The 12,080-nt window shown below is 62.6% G+C and carries 14 protein-coding genes and 3 tRNA genes; 9 read left to right on the forward strand and 8 right to left on the reverse strand.

The features are described from left to right. The 6 genes from Q0799_RS05990 to ilvD all read right to left on the reverse strand — a co-directional run. Positions 1 to 247, reverse strand: a 247-nt coding sequence (locus Q0799_RS05990; RefSeq protein ID WP_298395709.1) for a GTP-binding protein, incomplete at its 3' end; no start/stop codon positions are given. A gap of 53 nt (positions 248 to 300) precedes the next feature. Beyond that, a tRNA-Thr gene (locus Q0799_RS05995) sits at positions 301 to 375 on the reverse strand. Positions 376 to 405: 30 nt separating this feature from the next. After that, positions 406 to 479: transfer RNA gene (locus Q0799_RS06000), tRNA-Gly, on the reverse strand. Between the two features lie 40 nt (positions 480 to 519). Beyond that, positions 520 to 604 (reverse strand) — tRNA-Tyr (locus Q0799_RS06005). Positions 605 to 713: 109 nt separating this feature from the next. Further along, entirely contained in the window at positions 714 to 1,022 is a 309-nt protein-coding gene (locus Q0799_RS06010; RefSeq protein ID WP_298395712.1) for a c-type cytochrome, read from the reverse strand. A gap of 204 nt (positions 1,023 to 1,226) precedes the next feature. Next, positions 1,227 to 3,083, reverse strand: coding sequence for a dihydroxy-acid dehydratase (gene ilvD / locus Q0799_RS06015; RefSeq protein ID WP_298395714.1), 1,857 nt, complete (start codon positions 3,081 to 3,083; stop codon positions 1,227 to 1,229). Between the two features lie 88 nt (positions 3,084 to 3,171). On the opposite strand from ilvD, the gene lgt reads away from it, so the two are divergent. From lgt to Q0799_RS06030, 3 genes are read left to right on the forward strand one after another with little or no spacing between them, the layout of a single operon-like run. Further along, entirely contained in the window at positions 3,172 to 3,963 is a 792-nt protein-coding gene (gene lgt, locus Q0799_RS06020; protein WP_298395716.1) for a prolipoprotein diacylglyceryl transferase, read from the forward strand. A gap of 40 nt (positions 3,964 to 4,003) precedes the next feature. Then, positions 4,004 to 4,477: a VOC family protein gene (locus Q0799_RS06025; RefSeq protein WP_028994178.1), complete on the forward strand. Its 474-nt coding sequence runs from the start codon at positions 4,004 to 4,006 to the stop codon at positions 4,475 to 4,477. 23 nt (positions 4,478 to 4,500) lie between these two features. Further along, positions 4,501 to 5,262, forward strand: coding sequence for a hypothetical protein (locus tag Q0799_RS06030; protein ID WP_298395719.1), 762 nt, complete (start codon positions 4,501 to 4,503; stop codon positions 5,260 to 5,262). A 52-nt stretch (positions 5,263 to 5,314) separates the two neighbouring features. On the opposite strand, the gene htpX is transcribed toward Q0799_RS06030, so the two are convergent. Then, positions 5,315 to 6,193, reverse strand: coding sequence for a protease HtpX (htpX, locus tag Q0799_RS06035; protein WP_298395721.1), 879 nt, complete (start codon positions 6,191 to 6,193; stop codon positions 5,315 to 5,317). 102 nt (positions 6,194 to 6,295) lie between these two features. Between htpX and nhaR the strand changes: the two genes are divergently transcribed. The 6 genes from nhaR to lipA are packed head-to-tail and all read left to right on the forward strand — an operon-like array spanning position 6,296 to position 11,090. Next, the gene (gene nhaR / locus Q0799_RS06040) at positions 6,296 to 7,198 is read left to right on the forward strand and encodes a transcriptional activator NhaR (protein ID WP_298395722.1); all 903 of its coding nucleotides are present in this window, start codon (positions 6,296 to 6,298) and stop codon (positions 7,196 to 7,198) included. Between the two features lie 36 nt (positions 7,199 to 7,234). Continuing rightward, a complete protein-coding gene (locus Q0799_RS06045) occupies positions 7,235 to 8,371 on the forward strand; it encodes a D-alanyl-D-alanine carboxypeptidase family protein (RefSeq protein ID WP_298395724.1) in 1,137 nt (378 codons plus the stop codon). Positions 8,372 to 8,375: 4 nt separating this feature from the next. Then, complete coding sequence (locus tag Q0799_RS06050) at positions 8,376 to 9,251, forward strand: D-amino acid aminotransferase (RefSeq protein WP_298395726.1); 876 nt, start codon at positions 8,376 to 8,378, stop codon at positions 9,249 to 9,251. Between the two features lies 1 nt (position 9,252). Continuing rightward, positions 9,253 to 9,522: a DUF493 domain-containing protein gene (locus tag Q0799_RS06055; RefSeq protein WP_028994172.1), complete on the forward strand. Its 270-nt coding sequence runs from the start codon at positions 9,253 to 9,255 to the stop codon at positions 9,520 to 9,522. Between the two features lies 1 nt (position 9,523). Next, entirely contained in the window at positions 9,524 to 10,141 is a 618-nt protein-coding gene (gene lipB / locus Q0799_RS06060) for a lipoyl(octanoyl) transferase LipB (RefSeq protein ID WP_298395730.1), read from the forward strand. Beyond that, positions 10,134 to 11,090, forward strand: a complete 957-nt coding sequence (gene lipA / locus Q0799_RS06065) for a lipoyl synthase (protein WP_298395732.1) — start codon at positions 10,134 to 10,136, stop codon at positions 11,088 to 11,090. The genes lipB and lipA overlap by 8 nt, the downstream gene beginning before the upstream one ends. Before the next feature lie 57 nt (positions 11,091 to 11,147). On the opposite strand, the gene Q0799_RS06070 is transcribed toward lipA, so the two are convergent. After that, complete coding sequence (locus tag Q0799_RS06070) at positions 11,148 to 12,059, reverse strand: GNAT family N-acetyltransferase (RefSeq protein WP_298395734.1); 912 nt, start codon at positions 12,057 to 12,059, stop codon at positions 11,148 to 11,150. Positions 12,060 to 12,080: the final 21 nt, after the last annotated feature.

Raw genomic sequence — 12,080 nt, forward strand, 5'->3', positions numbered from 1 at the left:
GGCAGTCAACGTGAGCATAGTGACGGTTGGCGGTTTCGTACTCGACGTGCGCCGTGTTGATCGTGATACCGCGAGCCTTTTCTTCCGGGGCCGCATCGATCTGGTCGTATGCCTTGGCGGCGCCGCCGAACTTGGCTGCCAACACGGTGGTGATCGCTGCCGTCAGCGTGGTCTTGCCGTGGTCAACGTGACCGATGGTGCCAACGTTCACGTGCGGCTTGGTACGCTCGAATTTTTCCTTAGCCATTCCAGTTCCTCAATAATTAAATTAGCAAACAATCCAGAATCAAAGCTAATCGGTGGTGCCCATGGGCAGGATCGAACTGCCGACCTCTCCCTTACCAAGGGAGTGCTCTACCACTGAGCCACATGGGCCTACCTTAAAACTCCAGCCGTACCGCGTCGTGGAGCGGGTGAAGGGAATCGAACCCTCGTCTTAAGCTTGGAAGGCTTCAGCTCTACCATTGAGCTACACCCGCTTAACCCCTGCCCGCAGCACAAACCGCTACAGCATCAATCTGGTGGAGGGGGAAGGATTCGAACCTTCGAAGGCAGAGCCGACAGATTTACAGTCTGTTCCCGTTGACCGCTTGGGTACCCCTCCGGGAGAAGCCGGGATTATCCGGACCCTCGGGAAGCCTGTCAACAGGCTGAACAACTATTTCGCAATAAAAAAGCCGGGCTGACCCGGCTTTTCATCGCAACCCCGACACTTACTTGGTGGACAGGACCCACGTGGCCAGCTTGGTGGCTTCTTCGTCGGTAACCTTGTTCGGCGGCATCGGAATGGCGCCCCAGGTACCCTTGCCACCCGACTTGATCTTGCCGGCCAGCATTGCAACGGCACCCTTGTCGCCCTTGTACTTGGCAGCGACGTCATGGTACGACGGGCCAACCAGTTTCTTGTTCAGCGCATGGCAGGTCATGCAGTTCTTGGCCTTGGCCAGGGCTTCGTCAGCCTGTGCCTGACCGGTCATGACGATGCCGGCGGCAGCCATGATGGCAATGTAAGCAGCTTTCATTTTGTCGCTCCGTTTTTTAGTAAGTTAAACGATGTCTAGTGCCTTGATGGTTCACCGGCAGTAAATCATGAACGGATGATATAGCCCTTCATTACCCACTGCAAACAATCAAATGCAACAATTGGTTTCAGTCAGCCCGAAGACCTGAACCGCTCCCGGACCCGAAGTTTAACGTCAGAATCCGGGAAAAGTTGACACTTCCTTTCAGTTTCGCCGCTGGAGCTGCGACAGATCCCGCACCGCGCCCTTGTCGGCCGAGGTGGTCATCAGCGCGTACGCCTGCAGCGCAGCCGAGACCACGCGCTGACGATCAACCGGTTTCCAGGCAGCCGCGCCGCGCGCGTCCATCGCCGCCCGACGCGCGGCCAGTTCTTCGTCACTGACCATCAGCTGGATGCGACGCGCCGGGATGTCGATCTCGATCCGGTCACCTTCCTCGACCAGACCGATGGCACCGCCATCGGCCGCCTCCGGGGAGACGTGGCCGATCGACAGACCGGAGGTACCGCCGGAGAAACGACCATCGGTCAGCAACGCGCACGCCTTGCCCAGCCCCATCGATTTCAGATAGGAGGTGGGATAGAGCATCTCCTGCATGCCCGGCCCGCCCTTCGGGCCTTCGTAGCGAATGACCACGACGTCGCCGGCAACGATCTGGCCGCCGAGGATACCCGCCACCGCGTCATCCTGGCTTTCGAAAACGCGCGCGCGACCGGCAAACTTCCAGATCGACTCGTCGACGCCGGCGGTCTTGACGATGCAACCATCGACGGCAATATTCCCGGAAAGCACGGCGAGACCGCCGTCCTGGGAATAAGCATTGGCCTTGTTGCGGATGCAACCCTTGGTGCGATCAAGATCGAGCTCGTTGAAGCGACGATCCTGAGAGAACGCCACCTGGGTCGGCACCCCGCCCGGCGCCGCCCTGAAGAAGTCATGCACCGTAACGTCGTGCTCGCGGACCACGTCCCAGCGGTCGATGGCCTCGCCGAGCGTCCTGGCGTGCACGGTCGGCTGCTCGCGATTGAGCAGGCCGGCTCGATCCAGTTCGCCGAGGATGCCGAAGATACCGCCGGCACGATGCACGTCCTCGATGTGATACTTGTCGGTCATCGGCGCCACCTTGCACAGACAGGGCACGGAACGCGAGATGCGATCGATGTCGGCCATGGTGAAATCCACTCCGGCTTCCTGGGCGGCTGCCAGGATGTGCAGCACGGTATTGGTCGAACCGCCCATAGCGACGTCCAGGGTCATGGCGTTCTCGAAAGCTGCCTTGGTGGCGATCGAACGCGGCAGGACCGAGGCATCCTCCTGCTCGTAGTAGCGCTTGCACAATTCCACGACCTGACGACCGGCGCGCAGGAACAATTGCTTGCGGTCGGCGTGCGTGGCGACAACGGTGCCGTTGCCGGGCAGACTGAGGCCGAGCGCCTCGGTCAGACAGTTCATAGAATTGGCAGTGAACATGCCGGAACACGAGCCGCAGGTCGGACACGCGGAACGCTCGATTTCATCGACATCGGCCTGCGACACCGAAGCATCGGCAGCCTTGACCATGGCGTCGACCAGATCGAGGTGGACCACCTGGCCTTGAATCTTGACCTTGCCGGCCTCCATCGGACCGCCGGAAACGAAGATCACGGGGATGTTCAGGCGCATGGCGGCCATCAGCATGCCCGGAGTGATCTTGTCGCAATTGGAAATGCAGACCATGGCATCGGCGCAGTGGGCGTTGACCATGTATTCGACGGAGTCGGCGATCAGGTCGCGCGACGGCAGCGAGTACAGCATGCCGCTGTGGCCCATGGCGATGCCATCGTCGATGGCGATGGTGTTGAATTCCTTGGCAATGCCGCCGGCCGCCTCGATCTCGCGGGCAACCAGCTGGCCCAGATCCTTCAGGTGCACATGCCCCGGAACGAACTGGGTAAACGAATTGACGACAGCGATGATCGGCTTGCCGAAATCGCCATCCTTCATGCCGGTGGCGCGCCACAGGGCGCGCGCGCCGGCCATGTTGCGGCCGTGGGTGGAGGTACGGGAACGATACTGGGGCATGAGACTCTCCGTGTCGAATTTGGCGCCGGAATCCTGTTGTCACGGTCGCGAACTATAATCGGCCAATTCTAGCCGAATCACTCTGACAATGCTGACCCACCCGCAGTTCGACCCCGTTGCCCTGGCCATCGGCCCGGTTGCCATCCACTGGTACGGCCTGATGTACCTGCTCGCCTTCTTCCAGTTCATTGCCCTCGGCCGCTGGCGCATCCGCCAGGGGCAGGCGCCGATGAATGCCGAACAACTCGATGATCTGCTCTTCTACGGCGTCCTCGGCGTGATCGTCGGCGGCCGTCTCGGGCAGGTGCTGTTCTACGAGCCGGCCCACTATCTCGCCAACCCACTGGAAATCCTTGCCGTATGGAAGGGTGGCATGAGTTTTCACGGCGGCTTTCTCGGCGTTCTTGTTGCCATGACCCTGTGGGCCAGGAAAACCCGGCTGCCGTGGCTGGCCGTCACCGACTTCATCGCCCCACTGGTCCCGCTCGGCCTGGCGGCCGGCCGGGTCGGCAACTTCATCAACGGCGAACTGTGGGGCCGGATCACCGACACCAGCCTGCCCTGGGCAATGGTCTTTCCGCAGTCCGGCAGTTTCGAACCACGCCACCCCTCTCAGCTCTATCACGTAGCCCTCGAGGGCCTGGCACTGTTCGCCCTGCTCTGGCTGCTTACCGCCCGACCACGCCCGACCGGCTTCGCTTCCGGTGTATTCCTGATCGGTTACGGCGCCTTCCGCTTCATCACCGAATTCTTCCGCGAACCGGACCATGGCATCTTCGGCCAGTCCTACCTGGTCAGCATGGGCCAGTGGCTGTCGCTGCCGATGATCCTCGCCGGCATCGCGCTGATCGTCTTTGCCTGCCGGAAGAAATCCCTATAATTATGGATTACCCAACCCATAACCCGTCAGGGAGACACGCATGACTCGTCCATTCAAGGTGCTCGGCATCCAGCAAATCGCCATCGGCGGCCCGTCCAAGGAAAAACTCAAGACCCTGTGGGTCGACAAGCTCGGCCTCGAAGTCACCGGCACATTCCAGTCCGAACGCGAGAATGTCGACGAGGACATCTGCGCCATGGGTAAAGGCCCGTTCAAGGTCGAGGTCGACCTGATGCAGCCGATCGACCCGGAAAAGAAGCCGGCCGTGCACACCACTCCGCTGAACCACGTCGGCCTGTGGATCGACGACCTGCCCAAGGCCGTCGAATGGCTTTCCGCCAACGGCGTACGCTTCGCCCCGGGCGGCATCCGTAAAGGCGCCGCCGGTTTCGACATCTGCTTCCTGCACCCGAAAGGCAACGAGGAATTTCCGATCGGCGGCGAAGGCGTTCTCGTCGAACTGGTTCAGGCACCGCCCGAAGTGGTCGACGCTTTCGCTAAACTAGCGGGGTAATTCACCAGACAGGAGCGAGGACGATGGCCGACATTCCCGACGACGATCTCGAGAAAACCCGCACCGCCCTCGCCCCGGCCATGGATGCCATGGCCGCTATCCTGCCCTGGGTCGGCAAGTCGCAACCGGTCCGCTATCCGCCGGAACTCAACAAACGCTGGCAAACCGCCTGCAAGGAACTGGCCGATGACTGGATCAAGCATGGCCGGACCGACCCGCAGACAATCCGGCCACGGGTCTTCGCGCTGCTGTCTGTCGCCATCGAAACCGGCGAAGCCGATTGCCTGCGCTTTGGCGAAACCCTGGCCAGCGTGGCCGACCATCTCGAACACCAGCCACCCGGCAACCGCCTCAGTGCCGCACTGACGGCGACGACCGAAGCACTGCTCGACGAAGGCGGACTGGAAAATCCGCATTTCGGCGAGCGCCTGCGGCACTTCACCGGCCGCCTGGAAACCGCCCTGCGCCCCTCGACCAAGCCCGGCGAACGTTCGGATGTGCTCGACCGCCTGTTCGTCCAGGACAGCGAGGAACGCCTGCAACGCATGCACGAGGCACTGGAAGTCCTGCCGATCGATGTGTACGCGCTCGAACTCGAAGCCGGCGAACTGATCCAGCACGCCGAACAGATCGAGATGTGGGGCATCTACCACCTAGCGCGCCAGCTGCAGAATTTCGCCCTACAGCTCAGTGACGCCAGCGAAACCATCCAGGATCAGGCGGCGCATGACATCGCCCAGCAACTGGCGCTGATCGAATCCGCCCTGCGCGCCATCGAATACTGACCCCATGAAAAAGGGAGGCCGCAGCCTCCCTTCTTGCCGTTGCGGCCGTCGCTCAGCGACCGGCCAGCGCAGCGATGCGGTCTTCCAGCGGCGGATGCGTGGCGAACAGCGCGCCGAAACCGCCTTTGCCACCGGCAATACCCGAAGCCGCCATGTTCTGCGGCAGGCCTTCGGTATGCAGGTTGCCCAGGCGACGCAAGGCGTTCTGCATCGGCACCGGCGTCCCCATCAGCGCAGCCGCCGACGCGTCGGCGCGGAACTCGCGCTGGCGCGAGAACCAGGCAACGATGATGCTGGCCAGGATGCCGAAGACGATTTCGCAGACGATGCTGGTCACCATGTAGCCGATGCCCGGACCGCTGCTTTCGGAATCGTTGCGGCGCAGGAAGGAATCGACCAGGTAGCCGATGACCCGCGAGATGAAGATGACGAAGGTGTTGACCACGCCCTGAATCAGCGTCAACGTGACCATGTCGCCGTTGGCGACGTGGGCCACCTCATGCGCCAGCACCGCCTCGACTTCTTCCTTGGTCATGCTTTGCAGCAGGCCGGTGGACACCGCGACCAACGAACTGTTCTTGCTGGCACCGGTGGCGAAGGCATTCGGCTCGCCGTCGTAGATGGCGACTTCCGGCATCGGCAGGTTGGCGCGCTTGGCCAGGCGGGCGACCGTATCCATCAGCCAGACTTCGGTCGACGACGACGGGTTGGTAATGACCCGGGCGCCGGTACTCCACTTGGCCATCGGCTTGGACATCAGCAGCGAGATGAAGGAACCGCCAAAACCGATCACTGCGGCGAACGCCAGCAGCATACCGAGATCGAGGCCATTCTGGGTCAGGAAACGATTGACGCCGAGCAGGCTGGTCACCACGCTGAGCACGAGCATGACCGCCAGGTTGGTCATCAGGAAAAGCACGACGCGTTTCATGTTGAACTCCGTAGGTGATGAAAACGCTGCGATGGTACACCAATTGGATTCCTGAAAAAAACGGAGCAAAATTGAGCCAGTTTCCGTTTTTTTCTACAGGCCATGATCAATTACAAGCATCTTCACTATTTCTGGGTCGTCGCCAAGGAAGGCAGCATCACCCGTGCCGCCGAGCGCCTGGGCGTTGCCATCCAGACGATCAGCGGCCAGCTCGGTCTGCTCGAACGCCAGCTGGGCAAGACCCTTTTCAACAGCCAGGGGCGCGGCCTGGTGCTCAGCGAGGCCGGCCGCAAGGCGCTCGGCTACGCCGACCAGATTTTCCAGCTCGGCGAGCAACTCGAGGAAGCCATGCAGAATACCAGCGAGGAAAACACCCTGCGCCTGCGCGTCGGCATTTCCGACGGCATTCCCAAGCTGCTCGCCTACCGCCTGCTCAGCCGGGTCACGGCAATGCCGGGCGATGTCCGACTGATCTGCGACGAAGGCGAATTCGAGAATCTGTTGGCCGAACTTGCCCTGCACCGCCTCGACGTCGTCCTGACCGACCGCGCCGCGCCGCAAGGCGGCAACCTCAAGGTTTTCAGCACGCGCCTCGGCGAATTCCCCACCGGCATTTATGCCTCGGCGGCACTGGCCGGACAGTATCAAGGCAACTTCCCGGCCTGCCTGGAACAAGCGCCAATGCTGCTGCCGACGCGGCATAACGCCTTGCGCGGGCGAATTGACCGCTGGCTGGAGGAGCACCAGCTCCACCCCAAGATCGTCGGCGAATTCGAGGACAGCGCCCTGCTGACCACCTTCGGCCGGGGCGGGCTGGGCCTGTTCCCGGCACCGCTGATCCTGGCCGATCAGCTTTCCGGCGAATACGATGCGCACGCCATCGGCGAGATGGAAGGCGTGAACGAGCACATCTACGCCATATCCAACGAGCGCCGCATCCGCCACCCGGCGATCGAGGTGCTTTGTAACATTCCGGCACAGGCCGGCTCACCGGCGACTTTATAATAGCCAGTCCCCCAGCTTCCCAAGAATCCCCAACCCATGTCCCTTCGCCAGTCGTTCCTCTTCCTGTTTGCCCTGTTCCTGTCGTTTTCCGCCCTCGCCCAGCAACGCCCCGTACCGCCCGTGCTGGCGGCCAAATCCTGGCTGCTGATCGAGATGTCCTCCGGCCAGGTGCTGGCCGCCGAACAGCCCGACCAACGCCTCGAACCGGCATCGCTGACCAAACTGATGACGGCCTACCTGACCTTCTCCGCCCTCCGCCAGCGGACGCTGACGCTCGACCAGCCGTTGCCGGTCTCCGAAAGGGCCTGGCGCATGGGCGGGTCGAAAATGTTCGTCAAGGTCGACACCCGGGTCAGCGTCGAGGACCTGATCAAGGGCATGATCGTCCAGTCCGGCAACGATGCCTGCATCGTCCTTGCCGAAGCGATTGCCGGCAGCGAGGAAAACTTTGCCCAGATGATGAACCGCGAGGCCCGCCGCCTAGGCATGACGCAGACCAATTTCCGCAACTCGACCGGCATGCCCGACCCCGAGCACTACACCACCGCCCGCGACCTGTCGATCCTGGCCACCGCGCTGATCAAGGAATTCCCCGAGGAATACCGCAAGTACTACTCGATGAAGGAATTTCGCTACGCCGACATCACCCAGCCGAACCGCAACCGCCTGCTGTGGAACGACCCTTCGGTCGACGGCATGAAGACCGGCCATACCGAGGCTGCCGGCTACTGCCTGGTGTCGTCGGCGATCCGCGACCAGCGCCGCCTGCTCGCCGTCGTCCTCGGCACCAACTCGGACGCCGCCCGCAGCAGCGAATCGCTGAAGCTGCTCAACTGGGGCTTCCTGTCGCACGACGCCGCCCTCCTCTACCGCAAGGACCAGGGCATTTCCTCGCTGCGCGCCTGGAAGGGCAGCAAGAACAAGGTCCAGGCCGGCTTCCCGAACGATTTCATCCTGGCTGTCCCCAAGGGCACGGCGAAGACACTGCAGGTCGAACTGGTCTCGCAACAGCCGTTGATGGCGCCGATCCAGCGCGGCCAGACGGTCGGCACGCTGAAGGTCAGCCTGGAAGGCAAGCCTTATGGCGAATATCCGATCCAGGCCCTTGAAAATGTCCCGGTCGCCGGCATATTCGGCAGAGCCATCGACGCCGTCAAACTCTGGTTCAACTGATCCCATGACCCCATACGTTGCCGACCCCGTCTATCTCAACGGAGACTTCCTGCCCCTGGCCGACGCCGGCATCTCGCCGCTCGACCGGGGCTTCCTGTACGGCGACGGTGTCTACGAGGTCATCCCGGTCTATTCCCGCCGGGCTTTCCGCATCGACGAACACCTGGCTCGCCTGCAGGCGACGCTGGCCGGCATCCAGATGGGCAATCCGCTGTCGACCGAAGGCTGGAAAGCGGTGATCGCCAAGCTGATCGCTGCCGCCCCCTGGGACGATCAGTCGATCTACCTGCAGGTCACCCGCGGCGCCGACAACAAGCGCGACCACGCCTTCCCGCCGGCCAGCGTACCACCGACTGCCTTCGCCTTTGCCTCGCCGCTGGTGACGACACCGGCCGAGGTGCGCGCCCGCGGCGTTGCCGCGATCACCGTGCCCGACCTGCGCTGGAGCCGCTGCGACCTCAAGGTCATCTCGCTGCTGGCCAACGTGCTGGCCCGCCAGCAGGCGGTCGACCAGGGTTGCGCCGAAGCTCTGCTGATCCGCGACGGCTTCATGAAGGAAGGCGCGGCGTCGAACATCTTCATCGTCAAGGACGGCCTGCTGATCGCCCCGCCGAAGACGCAACTGATGCTGCCCGGCATCACCTACGACGTGATCCTCGAACTGGCGCAGCAGCACCAGCTGCCTCTGGAAGTGCGCGAAATCAGCGAAACGGAACTTCGCGCCGCCGACGAGGTCTGGATGACCTCGTCGACCAAGGAAGTGCTGGCGATCACCACGCTCGACGGCGAAGCTGTCGGCAACGGAAAACCCGGCCCGGTCGGCGAACGGATGTGGCAGTGGTATCAGGATTTCAAGAACACGGTAATGCGCAAAGGCTGAGATGGCTTCGTACAAGGACACCCTCCTCGAATTTCCCTGCGACTTTCCCCTGAAGATCATGGGCAAGGCGCACGACGAACTCGCCCAGGCGGTGCTGACCATCGTCACCCGGCACGCTCCCGATTTCGACGGCGCGACGATGGAAATGCGTGCCAGCTCCGGCGGCAACTACCTGAGCCTGACCTGCACCGTGGTCGCCACCTCGAAACCGCAACTCGACGCGCTGTACATGGACCTGACCGCGCATCCGCTGGTGAAGGTCGTCCTCTAAGGTGAATCCGCTCGTCAAACGCCTGGGCCGGGTCGACTACGCGCCGACCTACCAGGCCATGCTCGATTTCACCGCCGCCCGCACGGCCGAAACGCCGGACGAGTTGTGGATCGTCGAGCACCCGCCGGTCTATACCCTCGGCCAGGCCGGCAAACCCGAACACATCCTGCGCGACGTCGGCATCCCCACCGTCAAGATCGACCGCGGCGGCCAGGTCACCTACCACGGCCCCGGCCAGGTGGTGATCTACCTGCTGCTCGACCTCTCTCGGCTGAAGATCAAGGTGCGCGAACTGGTCACCGCCATCGAGCAGGCGGTCATCGACCTGCTCGCCGCTCACGGCGTCACTGCCGAACGCCGCGACGGCGCCCCCGGCGTCTATGTCGGCCCGGCCAAAGTGGCGGCGCTCGGCCTGCGCATCCGCAACGGCTGCTCCTACCACGGCGTCTCGCTGAACGTGGACATGGACCTGTCGCCGTTCGAAGCGATCAACCCCTGCGGCTATCCCGGCCTGCAGGTGATCCAGACCAAGGATCTGGGCATTCCGCTCACCGTTCACGAGGCGGGCGAGCAACTCTCGCAGCAACTGCTGCAGCAACTGGACAAACAACATGGCTGAAACCAAGCAAAAAGGCGTCAAGCAAAAGGGCGAACTGAAGACCGCACGCATCCCGATCAAGATCGTCCCGGTCGCCGAACCGCTGAGGAAGCCCGAGTGGATCCGCGTCAAGGCCGGCAACAGCGCCGGCCGCTTCGGCGAGATCAAGTCCATGCTGCGCGAGCGGAAGCTGCACACCGTCTGTGAGGAAGCCACCTGCCCCAACATCGGCGAATGCTTCGGCCGCGGCACCGCGACCTTCATGATCCTCGGCGACATCTGCACGCGCCGCTGCCCGTTCTGCGACGTCGGTCATGGGGCACCCCTGCCGCCCAACCCGGACGAGCCGCGCGAACTGGCCGAATCGGTCGCCGCGCTGAAGCTGCGCTACGTCGTGATCACCAGCGTCGACCGCGACGACCTGCGCGACGGCGGCGCCCAGCACTTCGTCGACGTGATCCGCAACGTCCGCCAGCTGTCGCCGACGACCACCGTCGAAACCCTGGTCCCCGACTTCCGCGGGCGCATGGACGTGGCCCTCGACGTCCTCGGCGGCGCCCTGCCCGACGTCCTCAACCACAACATGGAAACCGTGCCGCGCCTGTACAAGCAGGCCCGCCCCGGCGCCGACTACAAGCACTCGCTGGAATTCCTCAAGCAGTTCAAGGCGCGCTATCCAAACGTGTCGACCAAGTCTGGCCTGATGGTCGGCCTGGGCGAAACCGACGACGAAATCCTGGAAGTCATGCGCGACCTGCGCGCCCACGACGTCGAAATGCTGACCATCGGCCAGTACCTGGCGCCGTCCGGCCACCACCTGCCGGTGACGCGCTACGTCCATCCGGACGTGTTCAAGATGTACGAGGAAGAAGCCAAGAAAATGGGCTTCACCGGCGCCGCCTGCGCCCCAATGGTCCGCTCCAGCTACTGGGCCGACCAGCAGGCGCATAGCGCTGGCGTCGCTGTCTAATCACCAGCCCCATCGGTGCCCCCTGTTGTCAGGGGGCACCGCGGCAAGCCTGAAAATCTAGAGATGAAAATGCCCGGCCGCCTCCGGCTGATAAAGCACTTTCCCGATCCGGATACGGCAGGTATGGCCCGGCATCCGCCAGTTGAAAACATCGCCCTCCCTGTAGCCCAGGATCGCGGTGCCAATACCGGAGAAAACCGATAGTTTTCCGGAACGATCATCCGCTTCCTCCGGGTACACCAGGGCGATTTCCATTGCCTCGTCATTCACGTGCAGTAATGCCCTTGAGTTCATCGTGACGACATCGTCCGTCACTTTCCTGGCGTCGACGACAATGGCTCGCTCGATTTCATGCTCAAGCTCGAAAATATCCGGGCCCAGCTCGAAGTCAATCAGATTCCTCAACCTCGCCTTGTCGATCTCGGTGATGTAGATGTCGGCAGCGTGCACCGCCGGATGCTTGCGCAAGAGCTGGAGATAGCGCGCGGCGTTCATGACCAGGGACTTCATCGCCGCCGTCTCGCGGTCCAGCAAAAAACCGCTGTGCAGGAAAGCGTTCAGCGAACGCGCGTTGTCCCGGTGGATTTTGGCAATCACCCTCTCCGCCCGCGTCTCGAAGAAGGCGATCTTCATGCCTTCGCGAATGGCGCTGGCGCCGAGCTTGCGCCCCCAGTTACCACGATCGCCGATGACCAGGACCATTTCGCAGTCCCGGCCACGCTTGACGAGACGGACGAAGCCCACCGACACATCGTGCTGGTCGTAGACCATGAAAAAACGACCGCCCTGGTTGAACAGATGGGTCAGGATGGGTAGCTGGACCCGCTCGATGACCTGCTCGATCGAGCGGGAGACATCATGCGAGTCGCTCAGGTAACGGGTGACATCCTCATCTTCCAGCCACGTCATCAGTGTCAGTGCATTTGCCCGGGTGATCTCGGGGCTCAGGGAAACGAAAGGCATGTTCATATCGATAAACTCCTGCAGAAG

This window comes from uncultured Azonexus sp. (assembly GCF_937982035.1).
Taxonomy (GTDB): domain Bacteria; phylum Pseudomonadota; class Gammaproteobacteria; order Burkholderiales; family Rhodocyclaceae; genus Azonexus.